The following is a 24,320-nucleotide window of genomic DNA, read 5'->3' as shown; positions in this document are numbered from 1 at the left end:
ATGCTAAGATACTTAAATCTTTAAAAAATAGCAATAGTCTATCGTTTACAACTCGCCCAATTTACCCAAAGCATAAAACAACGCGGTGCAATGTAATGCCTGGGCTATCTTGTTTTCGGCGAGGAGTTGCTTCACTTCGGCGATGGTATGTTCGGTTACAATCAGTTCTTCGTGTTCATCCAAATCCTGGTCCTGAACCTTTTTGCCGCCTTTGGCCAGGTAGCAATAAGTTTTGTTATTGGCTGTAGATGGATTAGCGTATACGGTAGCCAATAGTTCGATGTCGTCAAACTGATAGCCGGTTTCTTCCAGCAGTTCGCGGCGCATGGCGGGTAATGGTTCTTCACCATCATCGATAACGCCACCCGGTATCTCTTGCGATACAATGGCCGCCGCGTGGCGGTATTGGGTAACCATCAGTATCTTGCCTTCTTCGGTAATGGCTACGGCGTTCACCCAGTCGGGATATTCGAGTACGTAATATTGTTCAACAATGCGGCCGTCGGGCATTTCGCATTTATCGCTTCGCAGGGTAGCCCAGGGGCCTTTGTGCAGGTATTCGGAATGGAGTACTTTCCACTTAAGATCGTTCATAGTTATTTGTGATAAACCTTTGTATGGTTTGCCGGGTTGTTATATTTTCAAAAGAATCGTAATGGTGCTGCTGTTCCAGTATATCAAAAATGATCAGCACCTTTTTCAGCAAAAGCAGCGTATCGTCGTTAATTTGAAGCGGCTGGGCAAACATGTAAAACATTTGCGCCAGGGCGTTCAACTTTTCGGCGCTATAGCTTGCCTGTTGCATGGTAACTGTAAAATCTGCCTCGTTTAAATTAAGCAAATTTTCTAATTCGGCGTTGTACTCCTGCTGTAAAATTTCGTTGAACTGCTGTTCGTAAGCTTCATTATCGCCATCGGCCTTTAAGCCCAACAGTTTAGCCAAAAGCAGGGCCATTTTGCGGGCTTCGTTAAGCAGATAATCGCGCTGGTACATAAGGTAATAAATATGAGGGGTTACCAGCTGCCGCTTGATCCGCCGCCGCCGAAACTGCCGCCGCCAAATCCGCCGAAACCACCACCGCCGGAGCTACCGCCACCACCGGAGAAGCCTCCCCAGTCGCCACCACTGCTACGGCCACCGCCGCCCAGCATGTTGCCGGCCAAAAACCACCAGAACGGACTGGCACCGCCACGGCGACCAATGATCTGTCCGCCACCACCACCGCCGCCACGCTTGCTGAATACTACCACCAGTATTATTACAACAATGATGGCTATAAAGCCTATCGGTGCAGCGTTGCCTTTATTTTTCTTAACCTTTTTCTCGGCTTTGTATTCGCCTTTGGTGTACTTTATAATATCATCAACCGCCGCATTCAGTCCCCCATAATAATCGCCTTCGCGAAAGCGTGGGTTCATATCATTCTCGCGGATCTGTTGGGTAACAATGTCCGGTAACGCACCTTCAACACCGTAGCCGGTTTGTATGGTCAGCTTGCGGTCTTCCAATGCGGCCAATATCAGCACTCCATTGTTTTTGTCTTTTTGGCCTATACCCCATTTACGGCCAAGTTGCAGGGCGTATTCACCAATATCATAATCACCTACCGAACGCATCAGTACAATGGCTATCTGGGTAGAGCTGCTATCGTTAAAGGCAACCAGCTTACTTTCCAGCTTTTGCCTTTCTTCGCCCGATAGCGTATTGGTGTAATCGCTTACCAGCGTGTTCGGCTTTTCTGGAAACTGCTGGGCAAAAGCGATGCATCCGCTTAACAGGAGGCCAAGTAATACTATATATCTTTTAAACATCTTTACTGTTGGGTTAGTTGCCGTTCATTTCGGCTATATCATCAGGCAACTCGTTGGTATCGCCATTTTGATACGGAAAATATTTTTGCAGTTGCTGCCCGGCCATGGTGATACCGGTAATAATGCCCTCGGCCAGGTTGCCATATTTAAACTGACCCAGCATTTGTGTTTTGGTTTCATCCCAAAAGTTTTCGGGTACTACCTTATTAATGCCTGCATCGCCAATAATAGCAAACTTACGATCAACCGTAGCCAGGTAAATAAGCACCCCGTTGCGCAGCTTGGTTTTATCCATACCTAACTGGTAAAAATATTTGGCGGCGCGGTCGAGCACTTCGTCGCTGCATTTTTTTTCGAGGCAGATCCGGATCTCGCCCGAGGTGAATTTCTCAGCGGTCTCAATAGCCAGCCTTATGCGCGACTGCTCGTCTTCGTTAAATATGTTCATGGTTGTTGTGATTGCACCGATTTTGGGATGATTTCACTGATCTTGAGCTTCATCAATACCTAATCGGTGCGATCGCTCCAAAAATCAGTGAAATCCAAAGAAATTAGAATTTAACTTCCGGGGCTTTATCCGCGCCTGCTTCGGCAGTGAAATAGCCTTTGGCGCTAAACCCGAACATTTTGGCAGTAAGGTTAGCCGGGAACGAACGGATCTTGCTGTTATAATCCTGCACGGCAGTGTTAAAATCTAAACGGGCTATATTGATACGGTTTTCGGTACCTTCCAACTGTGTCTGTAACCCCTTGAAGTTTTCGGTGGCTTTCAATTCCGGATAGTTTTCGGTGATGCTTAGTAATTTGCCTAATGCGGAGCCTAACTGACCTTGTGCTTCCTGATATTGTTTGATTGATTCAGGGGTTAGCTTAGTTGGGTCAACCTGCACTGATGTTGCTTTGGCGCGAGCCTCAACAACGGCAGTTAATGTGCCTTTTTCAAAGTTTGCTGCACCTTTAACGGTGTTCACCAAGTTTCCTATGAGGTCGGCACGGCGTTGGTACTGGCTTTGTACAGCACCCCATTTGCCTTTTACATTTTCGTCAAGTTTAACCATGCTGTTGTAGCTGCATGAGCTTAATGATGCTGCCGCTACGATTATTAATATGGCTGATAGTAACTTTTTCATTTGTAGTATAGGTTTAATTTACGTGAATTTACAATTTAGATATCAAAACGCATACCGTTGTTACAACTATAGTTTACTAATGACAGATTGACAAAGTATTTTACACGATTTAGCAAATAATTTACACCTAAGCGCGTAATTTTTCCGTTATTTATTCCTTATTAAAACTGACAGCATTTAATTAATGAAAAAAACGCTTACCACCTTCTTGATCTCGCTCAGTTTAGGCGCTGTAGCCCAAAACAAGGTAAAAGAAAACTTAGTGCAGTATGTTAATCCTATTATAGGTACCCAGCGTATGGGGCATACTTACCCGGGTGCCACAGTGCCATTTGGTATGGTACAACTAAGCCCTGAAACTGATACCGCCAGCTATGAGCTTAACGGAAAATATAATCCTGATGTTTATAAATATTGCGCAGGTTACCAGTACGATGATAAAACCATTGTAGGTTTTAGCCATACACATTTCAGCGGTACAGGTCACTCTGACCTGGGCGACTTTTTAATTATGCCTACCGTGGGCGCGTTAAAACTGAACCCCGGTACAGCAGACAAACCGGGCAGCGGTTACCGTTCGGCCTTTTCGCATCAGAACGAAGTGTCGCAGGCCAACTACTACAAGGTAAAACTTGACGAAAGCAATATCACTGCCGAAATGACCACCACCACCCGTGTTGGTTTCCACCAGTATACTTTTCCTAAAAGCGATAAATCACACATCATACTTGATCTAATGGCCGGGATCTACAACTATCCTGACAAACCGGTTTGGACATATATTAAAGTAATTAACGATAGCCTTATTGTAGGTTACCGCCAAACCAATGGCTGGGCGCGTACCCGTACGCTGTACTTCGCTATGGCGTTTTCAAAACCGTTTAAAGAACACGGTTTCCGTAAGTACGAAAAAAGACAAGTGTACGGTGGTTTCTGGGGTAAATTCAATCAAACCAAAAACTTCCCCGAAATTGCCGGCAAGCAAATAAGGGCTTACTTTGATTTTGATACCCAGGAAGGCGAAAAAGTGAAGATCAAATTCGCGCTGTCTCCTGTAAGCATGGATGGCGCTTTAAATAACATGAAAGCTGAAGCACCGGGCTGGGATTTTGAAAAAGTGAAGAACGACGGACAGCAGCAATGGGAAAAAGAGCTAAGCAAAATTACCATTGAAGGCAGCAAAGAAACCAAGCTGAACTTCTATACCTCAATGTACCACACCATGATCAACCCTACCATTTACATGGATGTTGACGGACAGTACAAAGGGCTTGACCAAAACGTACACAAGGCCGATGGCTTTGTAAATTATACCACATTCTCGTTATGGGATACTTACCGTGCGCTGCACCCGCTGTTTAACATTATACAGCCAACCCGCAATGCCGACATGGTAAAATCAATGATGGCGCATTTCGACCAAAGCCCCGAGCACATGCTGCCGGTATGGTCAAACTCGGCTAACGAAAACTGGTGTATGAGCGGTTACCACAGCGTAGCGGTAATTGCCGACGCGGTAGTTAAAGGCAACGCGCCGTTTGATGCCAACAAAGCGTTAGAGGCTTGCGTAACCACTGCCCGCAAACGCGATTACGAAGGTATTGGCGAGTACATCGACAGAAGCTATATCCCTGATGAAAGATCGGGCGTATCGGTATCATCAACCCTGGAGTATGCTTATGATGACTGGGCGATAGCGCAAATGGCGAAAAAATTAGGCAAGAACGATATTTACGAGGAGTTTATAAAACGTTCGCAGAACTACAAAAATGTATACGATGCCAAAATAGGCTTTATGCGCCCGCGCAAGGCTGATGGTACTTTCCGTGGCGAGTTCGATCCGCTGTCTACCCACAATGCCGGCTTTATTGAAGGTAACTCATGGAATTATACGTTGTTCGCTCCGCAAGATCCTAAAGGATTAATTGAGCTGATGGGCGGCGAAAAACGCTTTTTGCCTTACCTTGATTCGTTATTTACCATGCACCTGGCTGATAAATATTTTGCCGAAACAGAAGACATTACCCGTGATGGTATTATAGGTAACTATGTACACGGTAACGAGCCATCGCACCACGTTGCATACCTGTACAACTGGACAAGCAAGCCATGGAAAACACAGGAAAGAGTACGTATGATTTTACCGCTGATGTACAAACCAACTCCTGATGGTTTGGGTGGTAATGATGATACCGGCCAAATGAGCGCCTGGTATATATTTACCTCGCTGGGTTTTTACCCTGTAGCTCCGGGTAGCGATCAGTTTTCAATTGGCAGCCCGGCAGTAAACGGCGCGGTTATCAACCTGGAAAATGGTAAACAGTTTAATATCACTGTTAAAAACCAAAGCGCTAAAAACGTATATGTTCAAAAAATAGAGCTTAATGGTAAACCGCTTAACGGTTTGTCAATTGCTAATGCCGATATTATGAATGGTGGCAATATCACCTTTTATATGAGCAGCAAGCATAAATAATATTCAATTTTAACCGGGAGCATCGCGCTCCTGACGGCCTTTCTTAAGTCTTTTACCCTTTCGGGGATGAAGATTTAAGAGGGGCTTTTTTATTACCCGGCCATGCAGTGCTGCTCGCGGATGTTCATTTTCATTATTTTATCTTTCAGTATACCACGGGCACGGTGTAAGGTGGTGCGTGATAACAACTCTGTCATACCTAAAGTGCTGCCTATTTCCTGGTGTGAGTAACCCTCAATAGCATACATGCTAAAAACTGAACGGTAGGTAGCAGGTAATTCTTGTATCATATTCATCAGCTCATTAGCCTCTAAACGGTTGCCATTGCTGCTTCTGCTTAATTGGTAAGTGTTATCAGCGCTAAAATCTTCTACCAAAACCATTGGTTTTAATTTGCGGTATCTTGATATGGCGGCGTGTACCATTATGCGGCGTACCCAGCCTTCAAGGCTGCCTTCGCCACGGTAGTTTTGCATGTTTTTGAATAATTTGATAAAGCCTTCCTGTAATATATCCTGTGCTTCATCTTTATCTTTCGCGTAGCGCATGCACACAGCCATCATTTTTGGCGCTAATATTTTGTATAGTAATTCTTGTTGTTTGCGTTCGTTGTTAAGGCATCCTTCCCAAACTTGATTTAAACGATTTTCTACAGTTGTCATTGTGATTGTGATTTGATACCCCTATGCCAAAATTGATACCCGTAATTTAAGGTATTGATAATCAGTTAAATAAATTTAAGGGATGTGCCAATACTGTTCGATACCGAACGTTCATTGTGCACGGGCGGACGGTTTATGTGCGCCGAAATAGTTAACTTTGTACCATCCGGGATAAAAACCCGGCACAGCAAAATGATAAAAGACGTAGAAATTGTATGCCAGCCCGGGCAGCAGGAAGATGAAACCATTGTTAAAGACTTAGCCGCAGCCGCGCTAAAAGTTCCGGCCAAAAGAATATCTGGTGTTACAACTATCAAGCGCTCTATCGACGCGCGGGGCCGCAAGGTAGTTTACCGCATGCAGGTAAGGGCTTTTATTGATGAGCCATACCAGGCCGATCATTACACTATAAAATATCCTGATGTTAGTAATGCCAAACAGGTGATCATAGTAGGCGCGGGTCCGGCAGGGTTGTTTGCTGCTTTGCAGTGCATCGAGTTAGGATTAAAACCTGTAATTATAGAACGCGGTAAGGATGTGAAGCAACGCCGCCGCGATCTGGCCAATATCAACAAGGAAGGTTTAGTAAACCCTGAATCGAACTATTGCTTTGGTGAGGGCGGCGCTGGTACTTATTCTGATGGTAAGCTGTACACCCGCTCAACCAAGCGGGGCGATGTTAACCAGGTGCTGAAAGTATTTGTGGCGCATGGCGCTACCGACGATATTTTGGTAGATGCCCGTCCGCATATAGGTACCAATAAGCTGCCGCAGATCATCACCGCCATGCGCGAAACTATTTTGAATGCAGGAGGCGAAGTACTATTTGATAAAAAGGTAACATCCCTGCTGGTTAGCTTTGATAAGATAAACGGTGTTGAGCTGGCATCGGGCGAAAAAATGATGGCCAATGTAGTTATCCTGGCTACAGGACATTCGGCCCGTGATGTATTTGAGATGCTGCACCGGCAGAATATTTTGATAGAAGCCAAGCCATTTGCTTTGGGTGTACGCATTGAACATCCGCAGGACATAATTGACCGCGCCCAATACCATTGCGAATTCCGTGGGCCCGATCTGCCTCCATCCTATTATAGTTTGGTAGAACAGGTAGATAGTCGTGGTGTGTTTTCCTTTTGTATGTGCCCCGGTGGTATTATTGCCCCCTGTGCAACTGATGCCGACGAGATTGTGGTGAACGGTTGGAGCCCATCTAAACGGAACAATCCTTACGCTAACTCGGGCACGGTGGTGCAAATTAACTTTGAAGATGTGAAGGGCGATATTAACGATCCTTTCCGGATGCTGCGTTTTCAGCAGCAGGTAGAGCAGGCGGCTTTCAGGGCAGGCGGCGGTAATTTGGTTGCTCCCGCGCAGCGGATGGTCGATTTTGTGGAGGGTAGATTATCAATCGATCTGCCCGAAAACTCTTACCTGCCTGGTACAAAAAGCATTCAACTAAACGAAGTATTGCCAAACTGGATAAATCAACGACTGCAAAAAGCCTTGCCGGTGTTTGGCAAAAAGATGAAAGGTTATTACACCAACGAAGCTATTTTGGTAGGTGTAGAATCGCGCACCTCATCGCCCGTAAAAATACCAAGGGATAAAGAAAACCTGCAGCACCCGCAAATAACAGGCTTATTTCCCTGCGGCGAAGGCGCAGGATATGCAGGCGGTATTATTTCGGCCGCTATTGATGGTATAAATTGCGCGATTGCGGCTGCGAAAGTGGTTTAGAGAGAACCCCATCTCCACTGTCATGCTGAGGAACGAAGCATCTGTTATACATAAGCATGAAAGAGGTGATTCTCCACTTTGTTAATCATCATGTGTTATCAAAGCCGTTTCGCTTCCCCGTCAGCAAGCAGCTTCGGGCGAAAACGGGCAGAACGTTGGAGGCCATGAGCGCAAAGGCGGGCATAGTGAACTTGTTGCATGTGGAGTGGAAATGAGCGGTGGGGCAAAAGTTCCAGCCCAAAGTTCTGCACGGTTTGCAGGGCAAGGCCTTGTGCGGCAAAGAAGCCTTTTGCTGGACAAGGGTTTTGTTACTTTTGCCCTCAAAAGTAATGGGCCACTGCGGCCAAGAGCAGACTAACGTTAATTATAGCACAATCCTAACCTACGTAGAGATTGTTTCCTTCCCACCCATGACGTATAAAAAAACTGTTATTCTGAACGTTTGAAGAATCTTCTTCGCTATGCTTATCTGCGATAGATGCTTCGTTCCTCAGCATGACAGTGGAGAGGGGGGTGAGCCATCGTCATTTACCTTCAACGTCCAAAAAGGATTAAATTTTCAATTACGCGAGTTTATAATTTACAGCGATCCTAAAAAAGCAACCAAAGCATCACGTTGTGTTTTAGATAACGAGGCTACTTTGTTTTTGGCAGAAAGCGCTTCGCCGCCGTGCCACATGATGGCTTCGAGCAGGTTACGGGCGCGACCGTCGTGCAGGAAATTGGTATGGCCGTTCACCTTGTTGGTAAGGCCAATACCCCATAGCGGCGGGGTGCGCCATTCTGATCCGCTGGCTAAAAAGTCGGGGCGGTTATCGGCAAGTCCGGGGCCCATATCATGCAGTAACAGGTCGGTATAAGGATGGATCAGTTGGTTGCTTAGCTGCGGCAAACTTACATTTACCGCTGTACGGGCATCAGCCTTATGGCATTTGATGCAGCCCGCGCTGATGAATATCCCCTTGCCCTCAACTACCGTAGGGTTGGTTACACTACGACGCGCAGGCACAGCAAGTGTACGCACATAAAATTGTACACTGTGTAAAAGACTATCGGTTAACTCATAGTTTCCGGTGCCTACATTGCTATCGAACTGGGTTTGTCCGTCGCTGCTTTCTTTAGGGAAAATGAAATTGGTAATGCCGATATCGCCATTATAGGCAGCTGCTACCTGTTGTAATAACGAGGGCTGATTGGCTTTCCAGCCAAAACGACCCAATACTTTTTTATTTTGAACAACATCCCAAACCGAATTGGCTTTCCCACTGATGCCGTCGTTATCCTTATCGTCGGGGTCGGCATTGGCCATAATATCGGCATCGCTGATACCTTCCAGCAAACCCAGGCCAAATACAGGCGCGGCTACACGTGGCGATAACAGCACATTGCCCGGTAGGGTAATGTAAGGATCAATAATAGTATATGAGGGCGTACGCAAATTATAGGTACTGCCATCGGCAAACTCAAAAGTATTATCGGTATAGGTGATCAGTACATCGCCTTCTTTTTGCTTGTTTAACAAGCCGCGATTTTGCAGCTGATCGCCAAAGCCGGGTACAGGTACCGGGTTGCCATGCTCGCCTTCGCCGGGCAGGCTTAGCCTGAACAGCATATTGGCGGCAGATTCGCCTTTGCCGGGAACTTTGCCACGGCCATCGCTAACGTGGCACGACTGGCACGACACGTTATTGAATATAGGCCCCAAACCCGGGTTAACCGGTGCGGGAGCGGACACAAAGGTTGCGCCAAACTGCCCGTCGCCAATTTCGTGAATGCGTTCGAGGTGTTCGGACAGATTGTTAAAAGCATGAGAAAAAGCACCGCTGCCCTCATCAAAGGCGGTTTGCGAGCCGCCGCTTAACCACTCGCTGTCCGGGTTATTATCGGCAACGGAGGTATCGGCCTTACGACAGGCAGCTATAAAGCCGGCGGTAAGGCCTGCAATGATCAGAACGGTTTTGGTGGTTTTCCTCATACTTATTAAAACTGTAATATTATTTTACGTTCTTCTGCACAAAAGTTTTCAGGTCGCCGTCAAGTACATTAAACAGGGCCTGAATTTTAGTCATCGCGTTTTGAACTTTTGATTGCTGAGTAACGATAGCCTCACCAAATGGAATAGTAATATCATTTAAAGCAGCTATAGCAGCAGCATGTTTGCTCTTGATGTCGGCATCTAACGAAAGATCTTTCTCACGAACAAGATCTTCCAAACCTTTACCATCACTGTTGAATTTGCCCTGGTAAATATCAAGGATACCTTTAATGTTATTAGTAAAATCGATAGTTGAGTTTTTAGCGAAAGGGCTTTCCTCTAATTTAGGATCTTGCGCGTCAAACGGTTCTTTAATTTTACCGTTGGCAACCTCATCACAAATGCCCGACATGCCGTCAACAATTTGCAGAAAAGCCGCCTGTTGCGTAGTAAACTCGGTTGAACCGGCACCTGCATTAGCCAGTTGCTTATCATAGCCATCTACAGACCATGAATCGCGTACCTCGGTAGTTAATTTAACCAGGTTAGCTGTAAGGCTCACTAAAAATTCTTTTTCGCGGGGAGTAAATTGAGCCGCTGTCTTATTGCCGTTTTGTCCCCACAATAGGTACTCAATAGGGTGAAAACCTTTTAATGATTCTTCCAAATTATCAACGTAAGCTTCGGTAAGTTGCTGGTTACCGCTTAGTATCGATTCCAGATCGTTAAACTCTACCGGCCAGGTATCAATACGTGGGTCAATTTGGTTTTCAGCAACCGGACCAAACAACCATGCTTCAGTTTGCTCCCAGGTAGTACGCATAGCTTTCCATTTGGTACGGCTGTCGGCCAAATTGGCATCATTGGTAGTAGTGTTAAGTAAGGTGATTGATGCCTGCAAGGCTGTCGCTTTATCAAACATATCCTGATACGATGCTTTGCAAACAACGCTGGCAGCATCGGCAAGTATTTGCTTTTTCAGGGCCTCTATATCGGTAACATTGGTGTTATTGTTTTTATCTTTTGAGCATGATACTCCCGCCAGGGTAAGCGGCACGGCTATTACAAGCGCTTTAATAAATGATCTATTCATTTGATTTAACTTAAGTGGATGATTACTTGATTATTGATAAGTTCTGTTCTGAAAGTTTTTAACGGGCGCAAAGCCGGCTCTTTCAATACCTTGCCATTCATATCGAATGAGCTGCCGTGCGATGGGCAGTAGATCTTGTTGGCGGTAGCGGTAAGGTTTACACCTTCGTGTGTGCATTTGAGGTAAAGGGCTTTGTATTCTTCGCCGTTTTTCACCAGCAAAATGTCGTTCTCCATTTGCTTAGTGCGTATTACCAGCGCGGTAACCTTACCCGGTATAAAGTTTTCGGTACCTACTTCTACTTGCTGATCTTTTGATCCGGCTACCTTTAATAAGGGGAGCGGCGTAGCGCACGATTCTAACAATGATGCACCGGAAGCTACTAATAAACACGCCGCACATCCCGATTTGATAAAGCTTCTCCTGCTGGTCATGAGAGTTATATTGGTTAAAAGTTATAGGCAATCCCGAGGTTTACAAAACCTGTGTTTTTGAAGTATGGTATTTGCTGCGGAAAAGGCGTTACAATAAGCGCCTGGTTAAAATCGCCGGTCATGCGTTCCACATAATCGGCCTTAATGGCTATACCTTTTATCGGCTTATAGGTTAAACCGGCAACAATATATTTCTTTTTATTAGCCCCGTTTTCGATACCGTTAGCCGGGATTTTTGCACCCAGATCAATGTATTCGTAACGGCCAAAAAGCGTTAATGACCGCTCGCCTTTGTAACGGCTGTATAAAATATCGTAACCTAATTCGGCATACCCGCCGTACATGGTTTCGGGAGAGTTATTAGCGTAGGCCCTGTTAATGGCATCGGCATTGTTAATGTGTACAAAAGTACCGATGGTGCGTATTGATATACCGTTATTGTTATACTGCGCGTTTACTTCGCCCAGTGTTACGGCGTTGCCAAACACACCCGAGTTAAGCTGAAGACTATCGGCCACACGCTGCTCTAAAGCGGTAGAACCACCGATATAACCTGAGGCTTGCAACCTGAAATTGCTGATATAATAAAGCAATGAACCGCTTACGCCCAGGTTAACACCATTGGCGGCCTGCCCTAATTGCCTTCCACCCCTGATACCGTTGGCTCCGCTGAAACCTTCGGAGTTTAAGCCGTTCGTTAATGCCAGGCTATAATTTAACCCCGGTACGCTAAGTACTTGTCCGTAAAGACCCACGCCTACCTCGCGCCAGGTTGAAGGGATGATCTGCTCTTCCAGAAATGGCCTGTCGACACCGTTAAACGTTGTAGGCAGGTGGTTTTCGTTAATGTAGCCTATTCGCGGTATAAATAAACCGGCTACTATATAAGTAGATGGATTAAGGTTGAATTTTAAGAACGCCTGCTCCATCGAAATACTTCCGCGACCGGTTACACCTTCGTCGCCGCCCGATGATGACGACAGCGCGTCTTCCACCTCCAGCTCGGTGAACAGGGATATTTTATTGTTGAATTTATGGCCCAGAAACAGTACCACACGTTTCAAATTGCTTTCGGCGCTTTTGCGTTTAGTATCTAAACTATAGCGTGCTTCGCCGTAGCCCGATAGTACAGTTGCCTGTTGTTTGTAAATAAGGCCGGCGGCAAGTGAATCTTCCTGGGTTAGCACTTGTGCGGATGCTTTGGTAGCGTAAAGGCCTGATAGTAATATGATAAGAAAAGTAAATCTCTTTAATTGCATAGTGGTGATTTTCGGCCATAAAGATAGCTATTTAGACTAATTACAATTACAGATTAGAAACAAATTAGAACTTTTTACCATTTTTATTGTTTTTGGCGACATGTCAACAGCCCAAAAACTACAGCAGGAATTAGAAAATGTACTCTCCGGCGATGCCTGGTATGGCAGCCCTGTATACAATATTATTGCACAGGTAAGTTTTGAAGCGGCTTACGAAAGGCCGCCAAACCACGCGCACAACATTGCCGAAATTGTACTGCACATGCTGGGGTGGACGGAGGAAGTGATCCGCCGAATGCAGGGGCACACAGCTGCCGAACCTCCGGGCGGTGATTGGCCCGATGCCGGTACGCCCGACGAGCATAAATGGAAAACCCTGGTGAACGACCTCAAGCTAATGAATGTAGAACTCATCGGCGTAATAGAAAATTTCCCCGAAGAAAAATGGAACACGCCCATCAACGATGCCCGTAACCGAGAACTGGGTACCGGCGTAAGCTACGAGGACTTAATTAGAGGGTTGATACAACACCATATATACCACTCGGCACAAATAAGTTTATTGAACAGGATAGTTGGGTAGTAGTATGTTGTGAGTTGCAAGTTGTGTGTTGTGAGTGGTTTGGGGAGTATTTAACCGCGGAGGACACAGAGGTTTTCGCGGAGTAAGCAGAGGCTTGCATGCTTAATAGGGGAAAAGAACTCAAAAACTCCGCGTAAAAAACTCCGCGAACTCAGCGGTTAAAAAAAAATCAGCAATCCAACTCATGGCAACAAAAGCCATTGGTTTGCAGTAGTTGCTCAATGTACCGGGGGCACACATCATCGGCGGCTACAATGCGGAGTATGCGGTCGCAGTCTTCGAGGTCGAAATTCCAATCTTTAATACCCGAAACATCGGTTAGCAAGGCTTTCACCTCGCTAACCTGTTCAGCCTCGGTAACGGTTGTGGTAAATACAAGCACTCCCATAAACTAAAAACAAATTGTGTATATTAAGAAACAGGCGTCCCCGTTGGATCTTTAGGTGTATTGAATGAACTGTAATCGTTCGGCGTTCTTTTTTTCCAGCCACACATGCGGTCCTCCATTTCGGTACGGAACCTATCGCGTTCTTCCGGTGTCATGTTTTTCATTTTCTCAGCCCATTTGCGCCTCATCCATGGTGCTCCGCCACGCGGGCCTCCACCCTTTCCAAAGCCAAACAGTATTTTGCACAGTACAAATATGCCCATGGCTTGCCAAAAGGTAATTGTGGTTACGTGCATAATATCGGGCAGCAGGCAGTTCCATAATTGCATCACCACAAAACTGATGAGCGATAGCAGGGCTGCTACTCCTATAGGTATCAGTACAAACCTCAGTTTGCCCTCGTAAAATATCTTTTTCATTTTTTTTCTTATAATCTTAATATTGTGTAATCTCTTTGTACAACTGGCCAAGCCTTTTGCGCAGGTGCAGCACGGCATACCGCTTGCGCGATACCAACGTTTGCACTTTTTCGCCCGTTCGTTCGGTTATTTCATTGAAGGGGATATCCTCCAGTTCCTGCCAGATGAATACATCCCGCTGTTCCTGCGGTAATTCATCAAGCGCCAAAAACAGCTGCTCCCAAAAAAGGTTACGCAGGTATTCGGTTTCGGGCGTTGTGCTGGTGGTTAGCAGCAAGGCCTTAAAATCGGGCAGGTCTTCCTCGTCATCATCGGCGGCCATATCATCCAGCAGCACTTCCGATTTTTTCTTGTGCTTATCGATGATCTTGTTGCGGGCCACCTTATATAACCAGGCACCGGTTTGCTCAACAGGTTCCGAGTTTACTACCGCGCTCAGTTGGTACCAAACATCCTGCAGTATATCTTCGGCATCGGCATCATTGTTCACCCTGCGGCGAATAAAACCCAGCAGGTTTTTACCATACTCAGTAATAGCTTGTATGATACGTCTGTTTTTATCCTGGGGCATTAATGCTGTTACCAATTGTACTGTTATTTAATAGGGAAGACGAGCGTTCTCACAAAACATTTTAAAATATTAAAATTTATTTTAGGTTAGATGCAAAGTACGGCGAATTGTTAACGCGGTGTAACATAAAAGCGTCAATAAACAAAATGACCGGGATAGCCGTTATAACTATATGGCTGATAAAAAGACATTGATATTAGGTGCAACGCCAGATGCCGGCAGGTATGCTTACCTGGCGGCAAATAAACTGGTGCGCTATGGGCATAGTATTGTAAACGTGGGGATAAAAAAAGGAGAAGTGGCCGGAGTGGAAATTGAAAAGCCCGAAGCCATTCACAACGATATTGATACCATTACCTTATATATAGGTACGCGCAACCAGCCACCTTTGTATGATTATATATTGGATACCCATCCGCAGCGTATTATTTTTAATCCCGGGACGGAAAACCCCGAACTGGAGCGGTTGGCTAACGAAAGAGGAATAGATACCCAATACGCCTGTACACTGGTGATGCTATCTACAGGGCAATATTGAGCGAGTGCTGTTGAACAGGTCAAAAGCTATGGCGTAGTTTCCCGGCTACGTTCACTAATATTATTAATGCCGGAACTTCAACCAGTGGCCCGATAACTCCTGCAAAAGCCTGGCCCGAATTAATGCCAAACACCCCTATCGCCACAGCTATTGCCAGTTCGAAATTATTGCCTGTGGCGGTGAACGCGATAGCCGTGCTTTTTGTATAACCGGCACCCAAATATTTACCTGCAAAAAAGCTCATCATAAACATGATGCCGAAATAAATTACCAGCGGCACAGCTATTCTAAGCACATCCATCGGGATTTGGACGATTAATTTGCCTTTTAAGCTAAACATCAGCACAATGGTAAACAACAAAGCCATAAGTGTTAGGGGCGAAATAAAAGGAATAAACCTATTGGTAAACCACGCCTCGCCTTTCAGCGAGATTAAAACAAGCCTGCTTATAAGTCCTAACGCGAAAGGTATCCCTAAATAAATGCCTGCGCTTTTTGCTATCTCTTTAATAGTGATATTAACAGATAAACCTTTCAGCCCAAATATCGGCGGTAATACGGTGATGAAGATGTATGCGAAAATGCTATAGCATAATACCTGGAAAATACTGTTGAGCGCGATAAGTCCGGCGGCATACTCGCGGTCGCCGTCGGCAAGCTCATTCCATACTACCACCATGGCAATGCACCGGGCAAGCCCTATCAGGATAAGGCCTGTCATGTATTCAGGCTTATCTGCCAAAAATAGCATTGCCAGTATAAACATAAGTATTGGCCCTACTACCCAATTAAGGATTAATGAAACGCCAAGTACCTTAATATCTTTAAAAACAGTGCCCAGCTTTCCGTAATTTACTTTTGCCAACGGCGGGTACATCATTAATATTAAGCCTGCCGCAAGCGGAATATTGGTAGCGCCGCTTGAAAACGAATTGATAAAACCGGCAGAAGAAGGTATGTAGTTGCCGATGCCTATTCCCAGGGCCATCGCCATAAATATCCACAGGGTAAGGTAGCGATCTATAAAGTCCAGCTTTTTACGTTCTACAGCGGGGGCATTTCTGTTAACCGACATGCTGTGTGCTTATGTTTTCGTTTATAAAAGTTTCAGCATAGCGTTTAATCATTTCGCGTACGCGCCTAAACTGTTCCATAATCTCATCTTCGGTACCGGTGGCTTTAGCCGAGTCGGGAAAGTTGTAGTGAAATTTAGCCGCTTGAGTGGGAAAGTAAGGGCAGCTCTCCCTGGCATTATCGCAAACAGTTATTACGTAATCGAAATCGATATCAAGATACTCGTTTACATTGTTAGAGGTGTGGGCGGATATATCTATACCATCTTGCTGCATAATTTTAATAGCACGCGGGTTTACACCATGTGTTTCTATCCCGGCACTATAAATTTGGGCACGGTCGCCCGCGAAATGCCTTAAATAGCCTTCTGCAATTTGGCTTCGGCAGCTGTTGCCGGTACATAATACTAATATGTTTTTCATATATATAATAATTAACAACAGCCCAAACCCGGTGCACAAGCGTTTGCGGGCGCTGCCAGATTTTTCAATTCAACTTTAGTTTTTTCCACAGGTGCGCAGCATTCTTCACCGCTATCGGTTGTGCCGCAGCTGCCTCCCCGGTTAATGGCCTTACATTGTGTGGCATCAGGTACAAGGTTAACTATCAGGTCGTCACCTTCAACCAGTAACTCGCCGGGATACATTTGGCGGGTATCGTACACCGAATTGCCAAACTCAATTTTCACTATCCCTAACGGATTAAGCGGTAACGATTTTTCAACCAGTTTAATAATTGACAGCGCTTTACTTACAGGCATGGCACGTTCGCTATCCTTAACAGGCGGCTCCCATAGTTGTATAATGATCTCCGTCCAGGCATTCATTACACCACCGCAATCAACCGATACTATCGGCGCCTGTTTTATTTCAGTAATATGATAAGAGGCGTCCACCCATTTATCCGCCCCGTACTGAAACTGCAAAGTTCGGTCGGCGTGTTGTTCAAGAGCTGTTTTGAAGGTTTGCCAGTTAGTTAAAGTTAATGTATCCATATATTGCAATTTTACGATTGATGTATTCAAAAAAAGGTTAGCAACAGCTTACCTCACCTTTGTACGAGCTTAAAAATGTTCCTAATTGTTTTTCGAGCAATTTCCAGGTTACGGGGTTAATACAATAGCAAACGCTTACCCCTTCAATAGTACCCTGTATAATACCTGCTGTTTTTAATTCTTTTAAATGTTGCGAAATGGTAGCCTGCGCCAAACCCAGCTCTCCCACCAGGTCGCCGCAGATACAGGTGTTTGAAATGAGGATCCGTTGAAGTATCGCTATACGGGCAGGGTGTGCCAATGCTTTCATCAGTTGTGCCAGCTGGTTCTGCTCGTCGGTAAATATTTCTGTTTTGGTAAGTCCCATGATCTTTATATCGCAATATTGCGATTAATATATCGAATTGCCAAATATTTATTCAACTATTTAATAATGGTCTGTAAGTCCGAGCCGCAAACAATTGTCAATTTAAGGGTTAAAGCAAAGCGCATAGTTAACTCACCCGGTCTACGCTTCGTTGGACTTGCCCTCTCTGTGCAAGCGCAAAGAGGGCTAAAAAACAAAAATTCTCTTTCCGCTTGCGGAGAGAGGGTCGACCAGCGAAGCGAAGTCGGGGTGAGTCGACACAACACTATAAATATTTACGCTCTCAAGTAAACACTTTATCGATCAATACTTAAGTTAACGGCCATCTTAAGCAATTGGGGCGTTCGATAGTATCCGGATCTCTTTAGGGTAATAATTATTAATGCGGTTAGGCAGCAATTTGGCCCAACCCAAAGCCAACCCTTCAAAAGTCATCAGGCTCCAGCCTTTCTCCTTTATATTAATATCTATATTATCCCTGCGGAGGTATTGTATCGCCTGCTCGTAATTCAATTCGGTTTGCAATATCGCATCCTTATTAATAATGGTACTCAGGGCAAGCTCATGGTCGGGTATCAGGTCCTTCCCTACCAGCTTGCCTATCCTCACGCCCGACTTCTTTATATATAGGTGCCGGTGTAAAGTGTTCAGGCTTTCCTTGTGTTCGCGGCCAATGGCCAGCCAATCATCGTTCACCTTAAAGTAATAGTAATCGTCGGGCTCGTTAATATAGGACTTCACTTGGTCAATCTCTTTTACGGCCAGCTTTTGCTGCGCGGTGTTTTTGTAAAACGGAAGTTCGCCGCTGCTATTGGTCTTTTTAAGGCAGGCCGCAAATAAACCTTCACCCTCTACCTGTCCCGGGTAAAAACGATAACCCCAGGCCTGCTGCTTTACAGACCGGCTTTCTACAATGCCCCACTCCTTATTAATAGGTATGTGGATGCTCTCCATTTCAAACTCATCGCATAGCCAATCCAAAATATCCTCGTTTTCCTGGTGCGAGTACGAGCATGTACTATATATAAGGTATCCGTCTTCTTTTAATGCCGGGTAAATATCGGCAAGTATGCGCTCCTGCCGTTGATGGCAAAGGTTAACGTTTGCTTCGCTCCACTCGTTCATAGCGGCCGGATCTTTACGGAACATGCCCGAACCCGAGCACGGCGCGTCAACCAATATAATATCAAAGAAACCTTTCAGGCGACTGAAATCCTTTGGGTCGTTATTGGTAACAATAACATTGGCGGTTCCCCAGCGGTTAAGGTTGTCGGTAAGGATAGGCACACGCGTTTTAATAATTTCGTTGGCCACTAACAGATCAGTACTATTTAAGGCGGAATTAAGCAATGTGCTTTTGCCGCCTGGAGCCGCGCAAAGGTCGAGTACGCGTATGGGCTCGTCGTTTTGTTTAATGTTTTTAATAATATGATCAATAAACATCGACGATGCTTCCTGTACATAATAGGCCCCTGCATGAAAAAGCGGGTCGAAAGTAAAGGATGGGCGGGTATCTAAATATAGTCCTTCTTTACACCATGGCACCTGTTTGCCTGTTTTTGAAGCCGATTTTTTAAAAGGATTGATCCTTATAGAGGTAATAGCATGCGGATTTTGATGCGCCTCAACAAAATTTTGCGCTTCAAAACCGGGTTCGCCTTTCAAAGAATCTAAGAAATGGGCAGGAAATTCGACGTTTTTCATATCTGCATCAAAGATACAATTTAACAATACGGAATAAAAAGGCTGTTTTTAGCCATATTGACTATAGTGTTTGATCTTAATTTACAACGAGTTAGGCCATTGTTTTAATTATTTGAAAAAATGTTTTTACGGTAATAGGTTTTCTTGTTACATTTGTGACCGCCCAAATCAAATCGGGCGTTGTTTTTTTGAAATTGTGCGAATAAAAAATACCTGATAAAAAGTTGAAATAATACTTGCAGAGTAAATAAAATAATCGCACCTTTGCAGCCGCTTCCAGCGGGAGAGAAAAGTGAGAGATTAGGCTGGAAACGAAGAAAAGGAGAGAGAAAACGAACTTTAAAAATAATAAAAAATAAAGTTTGGAAATAAGAAAAAGCTTTCTACCTTTGCAGTCCCAAAACGAGGGAAGGTATCCAAAGCGAAAGTGAGGCAGCCGGAACGAAGAGAAAAGGGAACAAAAACAAAACGGCCGAGAGCAATTCAAGGTTGAAATGAAACAAGAGATTTAGAAGGCGCAACGCCTGATAAGATAAGCCAAACTGAGACAGGGCGGCGATAAAGTTCTTTAAGAGAAATAGAGAAAATCATGTAGCGTAACGGGCTAAGACAGGAACCGGAAGAGGAATGTTTTAGTGATGTATACGAAGAGAAAAAAGAAACCAATAACTTCATGTAACACTTTGGGGATACTGTAAAAGATACAGTGAGTAAAAGCTGACTAAGGTCAACTGACTGCTTACAACTAATTACAGATTCTATTAGAGAGTTAATAGGGTCAGTGAGACAAACAAAACATTATACAATGGAGAGTTTGATCCTGGCTCAGGATGAACGCTAGCGGCAGGCCTAATACATGCAAGTCGGACGGGATTCGGGAGCTTGCTCCTGATGAGAGTGGCGCACGGGTGCGTAACACGTATGCAACCTACCTTTACCAGGGGGATAGCCTCTCGAAAGAGAGATTAAGACCGCATAAAATTATTGAGTGGCATCATTTAATAATCAAATATTTATAGGGTAAAGATGGGCATGCGGAACATTAGCTAGTTGGTAAGGTAACGGCTTACCAAGGCTACGATGTTTAGGGGATCTGAGAGGATGACCCCCCACACTGGTACTGAGACACGGACCAGACTCCTACGGGAGGCAGCAGTAAGGAATATTGGTCAATGGGCGGAAGCCTGAACCAGCCATGCCGCGTGCAGGAAGACGGCCCTATGGGTTGTAAACTGCTTTTGTACGGGAATAAACCTACTTACGTGTAAGTAGCTGAATGTACTGTAAGAATAAGGATCGGCTAACTCCGTGCCAGCAGCCGCGGTAATACGGAGGATCCGAGCGTTATCCGGATTTATTGGGTTTAAAGGGTGCGTAGGTGGCCTGTTAAGTCAGGGGTGAAAGACGGTAGCTCAACTATCGCAGTGCCCTTGATACTGATGGGCTTGAATGAACTAGAGGTAGGCGGAATGTGACAAGTAGCGGTGAAATGCATAGATATGTCACAGAACACCAATTGCGAAGGCAGCTTACTATGGTTTGATTGACACTGAGGCACGAAAGCGTGGGGATCAAACAGGATTAGATACCCTGGTAGTCCACGCCCTAAACGATGAATACTCGATGTTGGCGATATACGGTCAGCGTCTAAGCGAAAGCGTTAAGTATTCCACCTGGGGAGTACGCCCGCAAGGGTGAAACTCAAAGGAATTGACGGGGGCCCGCACAAGCGGAGGAGCATGTGGTTTAATTCGATGATACGCGAGGAACCTTACCCGGGCTTGAAAGTTAGTGAATGAGACAGAGACGTCTCAGTCCTTCGGGACACGAAACTAGGTGCTGCATGGCTGTCGTCAGCTCGTGCCGTGAGGTGTTGGGTTAAGTCCCGCAACGAGCGCAACCCCTATGTTTAGTTGCCAGCACGTTAAGGTGGGGACTCTAAACAGACTGCCTATGCAAATAGAGAGGAAGGAGGGGACGACGTCAAGTCATCATGGCCCTTACGTCCGGGGCTACACACGTGCTACAATGGACAGTACAGAGGGCAGCTACCTGGCAACAGGATGCCAATCTCACAAAGCTGTTCACAGTTCGGATCGGGGTCTGCAACTCGACCCCGTGAAGTTGGATTCGCTAGTAATCGCGTATCAGCAATGACGCGGTGAATACGTTCCCGGGCCTTGTACACACCGCCCGTCAAGCCATGGAAGCTGGAAGTGCCTGAAGTGCGTAACCGCAAGGAGCGTCCTAGGGTAAAGTCGGTAACTGGGGCTAAGTCGTAACAAGGTAGCCGTACCGGAAGGTGTGGCTGGAATACCTCCTTTCTGGAGCAGTATCCCATACCAAAGTACAGAAGAGGTTTAAAATACTAATAGTAACAGCAACTGTTACGCACATGATTCTATTTCCTTAGATAAAAACAAAAAGAAAGAAACACCCATGAAGATGAAGCCATCAGGGTCTGTAACCACAAGGTATACTATATATATAATACTTATATAAAATACTGAAAAGGAGAGCAGGGACGATTTGGCGGTCATCAGTAGGCAGGAAGCAGTAGCAGTTAGCACGAAAGCGAAGCTAAGACTGATAACTGACAAACTGGTAACTGCAAACAAAAGAATAGTCCTGTAGCTCAGCTTGGTTAGAGCACTACACTGATAATGTAGGGGTCAGCAGTTCAAATCTGCTCGGGACTACTATAAGGCAATGAGTGATATATTGAATGAGTGATTGAGTGAATAGATTAAGTAATTCACTAACTCATCAAATCACACAATAATCTTTACGGGGGATTAGCTCAGCTGGCTAGAGCACCTGCCTTGCACGCAGGGGGTCAACGGTTCGAATCCGTTATTCTCCACGATACCCTCCAAACCGAAAGGTAAGGATATGAAGAAAAGCCGTTATATGCGCAGGCATATATAAGGATAGGGTAAAACGTTCTTTGACATATTGGAAGAAGTAATTGAAAAAAGAGAAGACAACAGTAGAGACGGTTGTTTTTGAAAAGATTCAGGAAACAAGAAGAAAGAAACAAGGCTTCGGTCTTGCTACTTGATACTAGCTACTTGATACTAAGTAAAGGACAATCATAATAAAAGCATACTATACGGCGCAAAAGGCGTATAAGTAGAAGAAAGTAAGAAAGGGTACACGGGGGATGCCTAGGCTCTCAGAGGCGATGAAGGACGTGATAAGCTGCGATAAGCTGCGGGTATTAGCAAATATGAATTAATCCGCAGATTTCCGAATGGGGAAACCTAACTATTTGAAGAATAGTTGCAATAATGCGCTAACCTGCTGAACTGAAACATCTAAGTAAGCAGAGGAAGAGAAAACAACAGTGATTTCCTGAGTAGTGGCGAGCGAAAGGGAAGAAGCCCAAACCATATATGTTACGGCATATACGGGGTTATAGGACCACAACATGAATATTAAAGAGAACCGGAACGGGGTGGGAAACCCGGCCATAGAGCATGAGAGCTGCGTACGGGTAATTGATAATAGGATAGTGGTATCCTGAGTACCGCGAGGTCGGAGACGCCTTGTGGGAATTTGCCGGCACCATCCGGTAAGGCTAAATACTCCTGAGAGACCGATAGTGAACCAGTACCGTGAGGGAAAGGTGAAAAGAACCCCGAACAGGGGAGTGAAATAGAACCTGAAACCGTGTACTTACAAGCGGTCGGAGCCCTTTATGGGGTGACGGCGTGCCTTTTGCATAATGAGCCTACGAGTTACTCCTCTCTGGCAAGGTTAAGTGTTTAAGACACGGATCCGAAGCGAAAGCGAGTCTGAATAGGGCGTGCAGTCAGAGGGGGTAGACGCGAAACCTTGTGATCTACCCATGGACAGGTTGAAGGTGCCGTAACAGGTACTGGAGGACCGAACCGATAAACGTTGAAAAGTTTCCGGATGATCTGTGGGTAGGGGTGAAAGGCTAATCAAACTGGGAAATAGCTCGTACTCCCCGAAATGTTTTTAGGAACAGCCTGGCGGTTGAGTTATTCAGAGGTAGAGCTACTAATTGGGTGCGGGGGAGTCAAATCCTACCAAATCCAGATAAACTCCGAATGCTGAATAATATACGCTGGAGTGAGGCTATGGGTGCTAAGGTCCATGGCCGAGAGGGAAAGAACCCAGACCATCAGCTAAGGTCCCCAAATTACTATTAAGTTGAACTAACGAGGTCCGACTGCACAGACAGCTAGGATGTTGGCTTGGAAGCAGCCATTCATTTAAAGAGTGCGTAACAGCTCACTAGTCGAGCGGTCGGGCATGGATAATAAACGGGCATTAAATAGTATACCGAAGCTATGGATTTCAATGTAAATTGATCTGGTAGGGGAGCATTCTACTGTCGGCGAAGCAGGTGCGTAAGCTACTGTGGAGATTGTAGAAAAGCAAATGTAGGCATAAGTAACGATAAGGCGGGAGAGAAACCCGCCCACCGAAAGACTAAGGTTTCCTGATCAACGCTAATCGGATCAGGGTTAGTCGGGGCCTAAGGTGAAGCCGAATGGCGTAGCCGATGGACAACTGGTTAATATTCCAGTACTTTTTATAACTGCGATGCGGTGACGGAGTAGTGAAACTGACGCGAACTGACGGAATAGTTCGTTAAATGCCGTAGGTATAGGAGACACAGGTAAGTCCGTGACTCTTGCTGAAAGCAGATAGTACTCGGAACCTTCGGGGGATGGGATAGTTCAGGTAATCAGACTTCCAAGAAAACCCGCTAAGCTTCAGGTTATAAAAACCCGTACCGTAAACCGACACAGGTAGTCGAGGAGAGGATCCTAAGGTGCTCGAGTGAATCATGGCTAAGGAACTCGGCAAAATGGCCCTGTAACTTCGGGAGAAGGGGCGCTGGCAGCAATGTCAGCCGCAGTGAAAAGGCCCAGGCGACTGTTTAACAAAAACACATGGCTTTGCAAAATCGAGAGATGACGTATAAGGCCTGACACCTGCCCGGTGCCGGAAGGTTAAGAGGGGATGTTAGGAGCAATTCGAAGCATTGAATCGAAGCCCCGGTAAACGGCGGCCGTAACTATAACGGTCCTAAGGTAGCGAAATTCCTTGTCGGGTAAGTTCCGAC

22 protein-coding genes, 2 tRNA genes and 2 rRNA genes are annotated in these 24,320 nt (G+C 45.5%); 8 read left to right on the top strand and 18 right to left on the bottom strand.

Annotated elements, in window-relative coordinates; all coding sequences use genetic code 11:
• Window positions 1-45 precede the first annotated feature (45 nt).
• The 5 genes from AC07NA_RS11360 to AC07NA_RS11340 all read right to left on the bottom strand — a co-directional run bounded on the left by AC07NA_RS11360 (window position 46) and on the right by AC07NA_RS11340 (window position 2,942).
• Complete coding sequence (locus tag AC07NA_RS11360) at window positions 46-594, bottom strand: NUDIX hydrolase (protein ID WP_494897683.1); 549 nt, start codon at window positions 592-594, stop codon at window positions 46-48.
• The gene (locus tag AC07NA_RS11355) at window positions 581-994 is read right to left on the bottom strand and encodes a hypothetical protein (protein WP_494897682.1); all 414 of its coding nucleotides are present in this window, start codon (window positions 992-994) and stop codon (window positions 581-583) included. Before AC07NA_RS11355 ends, AC07NA_RS11360 begins: the two co-directional genes overlap by 14 nt.
• A gap of 20 nt (window positions 995-1,014) precedes the next feature.
• A complete protein-coding gene (locus AC07NA_RS11350) occupies window positions 1,015-1,812 on the bottom strand; it encodes a TPM domain-containing protein (RefSeq protein ID WP_494897681.1) in 798 nt (265 codons plus the stop codon).
• A gap of 13 nt (window positions 1,813-1,825) precedes the next feature.
• Window positions 1,826-2,260, bottom strand: a complete 435-nt coding sequence (locus tag AC07NA_RS11345; protein WP_494897680.1) for a TPM domain-containing protein — start codon at window positions 2,258-2,260, stop codon at window positions 1,826-1,828.
• Window positions 2,261-2,363: 103 nt separating this feature from the next.
• The gene (locus tag AC07NA_RS11340) at window positions 2,364-2,942 is read right to left on the bottom strand and encodes a LemA family protein (RefSeq protein ID WP_494897679.1); all 579 of its coding nucleotides are present in this window, start codon (window positions 2,940-2,942) and stop codon (window positions 2,364-2,366) included.
• Window positions 2,943-3,126: 184 nt separating this feature from the next.
• Between AC07NA_RS11340 and AC07NA_RS11335 the strand changes: the two genes are divergently transcribed.
• Window positions 3,127-5,418: a GH92 family glycosyl hydrolase gene (locus AC07NA_RS11335; RefSeq protein WP_494897678.1), complete on the top strand. Its 2,292-nt coding sequence runs from the start codon at window positions 3,127-3,129 to the stop codon at window positions 5,416-5,418.
• A 92-nt stretch (window positions 5,419-5,510) separates the two neighbouring features.
• Here AC07NA_RS11335 and AC07NA_RS11330 read toward each other — a convergent pair whose 3' ends face one another.
• Entirely contained in the window at window positions 5,511-6,080 is a 570-nt protein-coding gene (locus tag AC07NA_RS11330; protein ID WP_345213767.1) for an RNA polymerase sigma factor, read from the bottom strand.
• 192 nt (window positions 6,081-6,272) lie between these two features.
• Between AC07NA_RS11330 and AC07NA_RS11325 the strand changes: the two genes are divergently transcribed.
• On the top strand, window positions 6,273-7,820 hold the full coding sequence (locus tag AC07NA_RS11325) for an NAD(P)/FAD-dependent oxidoreductase (protein ID WP_494898157.1): 1,548 nt from the start codon (window positions 6,273-6,275) through the stop codon (window positions 7,818-7,820).
• A gap of 580 nt (window positions 7,821-8,400) precedes the next feature.
• Here AC07NA_RS11325 and AC07NA_RS11320 read toward each other — a convergent pair.
• The 4 genes from AC07NA_RS11320 to AC07NA_RS11305 are packed head-to-tail and all read right to left on the bottom strand — an operon-like array spanning window position 8,401 to window position 12,581.
• Window positions 8,401-9,795, bottom strand: coding sequence for a di-heme oxidoreductase family protein (locus tag AC07NA_RS11320; protein WP_494897676.1), 1,395 nt, complete (start codon window positions 9,793-9,795; stop codon window positions 8,401-8,403).
• A gap of 19 nt (window positions 9,796-9,814) precedes the next feature.
• Complete coding sequence (locus tag AC07NA_RS11315; protein WP_494897675.1) at window positions 9,815-10,888, bottom strand: imelysin family protein; 1,074 nt, start codon at window positions 10,886-10,888, stop codon at window positions 9,815-9,817.
• A 5-nt stretch (window positions 10,889-10,893) separates the two neighbouring features.
• On the bottom strand, window positions 10,894-11,322 hold the full coding sequence (locus AC07NA_RS11310) for a QcrA and Rieske domain-containing protein (protein WP_494897674.1): 429 nt from the start codon (window positions 11,320-11,322) through the stop codon (window positions 10,894-10,896).
• A 14-nt stretch (window positions 11,323-11,336) separates the two neighbouring features.
• A complete protein-coding gene (locus tag AC07NA_RS11305) occupies window positions 11,337-12,581 on the bottom strand; it encodes a putative porin (RefSeq protein ID WP_345213771.1) in 1,245 nt (414 codons plus the stop codon).
• 100 nt (window positions 12,582-12,681) lie between these two features.
• On the opposite strand from AC07NA_RS11305, the gene AC07NA_RS11300 reads away from it, so the two are divergent.
• Entirely contained in the window at window positions 12,682-13,164 is a 483-nt protein-coding gene (locus tag AC07NA_RS11300; RefSeq protein ID WP_494897673.1) for a DinB family protein, read from the top strand.
• Between the two features lie 169 nt (window positions 13,165-13,333).
• On the opposite strand, the gene AC07NA_RS11295 is transcribed toward AC07NA_RS11300, so the two are convergent.
• From AC07NA_RS11295 to AC07NA_RS11285, 3 genes are read right to left on the bottom strand one after another with little or no spacing between them, the layout of a single operon-like run.
• Window positions 13,334-13,552: a hypothetical protein gene (locus AC07NA_RS11295; RefSeq protein WP_494897672.1), complete on the bottom strand. Its 219-nt coding sequence runs from the start codon at window positions 13,550-13,552 to the stop codon at window positions 13,334-13,336.
• Window positions 13,553-13,575: 23 nt separating this feature from the next.
• Window positions 13,576-13,971 (bottom strand): hypothetical protein, encoded by a 396-nt coding sequence (locus AC07NA_RS11290; protein ID WP_345213712.1) that lies wholly within the window; start codon window positions 13,969-13,971, stop codon window positions 13,576-13,578.
• A gap of 16 nt (window positions 13,972-13,987) precedes the next feature.
• On the bottom strand, window positions 13,988-14,542 hold the full coding sequence (locus AC07NA_RS11285; RefSeq protein ID WP_494897671.1) for an RNA polymerase sigma factor: 555 nt from the start codon (window positions 14,540-14,542) through the stop codon (window positions 13,988-13,990).
• A 172-nt stretch (window positions 14,543-14,714) separates the two neighbouring features.
• Here AC07NA_RS11285 and AC07NA_RS11280 point away from each other — a divergent pair, with 172 nt between their 5' ends.
• Window positions 14,715-15,080 (top strand): CoA-binding protein, encoded by a 366-nt coding sequence (locus AC07NA_RS11280; protein WP_494897670.1) that lies wholly within the window; start codon window positions 14,715-14,717, stop codon window positions 15,078-15,080.
• 19 nt (window positions 15,081-15,099) lie between these two features.
• Here the strand turns inward: AC07NA_RS11280 and arsB are convergent, their stop codons facing one another.
• The 5 genes from arsB to AC07NA_RS11255 all read right to left on the bottom strand — a co-directional run bounded on the left by arsB (window position 15,100) and on the right by AC07NA_RS11255 (window position 19,219).
• Entirely contained in the window at window positions 15,100-16,155 is a 1,056-nt protein-coding gene (gene arsB / locus AC07NA_RS11275; protein ID WP_494897669.1) for an ACR3 family arsenite efflux transporter, read from the bottom strand.
• A complete protein-coding gene (locus AC07NA_RS11270) occupies window positions 16,145-16,576 on the bottom strand; it encodes an arsenate reductase ArsC (protein WP_494897667.1) in 432 nt (143 codons plus the stop codon). Before AC07NA_RS11270 ends, arsB begins: the two co-directional genes overlap by 11 nt.
• An 11-nt stretch (window positions 16,577-16,587) precedes the next feature.
• Window positions 16,588-17,148 carry a DUF6428 family protein gene (locus AC07NA_RS11265; RefSeq protein WP_494897666.1) on the bottom strand — a complete coding sequence of 187 codons (561 nt, stop codon included), beginning with the start codon at window positions 17,146-17,148 and terminating at the stop codon, window positions 16,588-16,590.
• Between the two features lie 37 nt (window positions 17,149-17,185).
• On the bottom strand, window positions 17,186-17,515 hold the full coding sequence (locus tag AC07NA_RS11260) for an ArsR/SmtB family transcription factor (RefSeq protein WP_494897665.1): 330 nt from the start codon (window positions 17,513-17,515) through the stop codon (window positions 17,186-17,188).
• Between the two features lie 327 nt (window positions 17,516-17,842).
• The gene (locus AC07NA_RS11255) at window positions 17,843-19,219 is read right to left on the bottom strand and encodes a methyltransferase RsmF C-terminal domain-like protein (protein ID WP_494897664.1); all 1,377 of its coding nucleotides are present in this window, start codon (window positions 19,217-19,219) and stop codon (window positions 17,843-17,845) included.
• 802 nt (window positions 19,220-20,021) lie between these two features.
• On the opposite strand from AC07NA_RS11255, the gene AC07NA_RS11250 reads away from it, so the two are divergent.
• From AC07NA_RS11250 to AC07NA_RS11235, 4 genes are all read left to right on the top strand, one after another.
• Window positions 20,022-21,543 (top strand): 16S ribosomal RNA (locus tag AC07NA_RS11250).
• 300 nt (window positions 21,544-21,843) lie between these two features.
• Window positions 21,844-21,918 (top strand) — tRNA-Ile (locus tag AC07NA_RS11245).
• 90 nt (window positions 21,919-22,008) lie between these two features.
• Window positions 22,009-22,082, top strand: a tRNA-Ala gene (locus tag AC07NA_RS11240).
• A 273-nt stretch (window positions 22,083-22,355) separates the two neighbouring features.
• Window positions 22,356-24,320, top strand: a 23S ribosomal RNA gene (locus AC07NA_RS11235); the annotation flags it as partial.

The organism is Mucilaginibacter sp. GW821-FHT07G05 (assembly GCF_059418565.1).
Note: the sequence above shows the minus strand (reverse complement) of the source record. Positions and strands in the feature narration are given on the sequence as shown.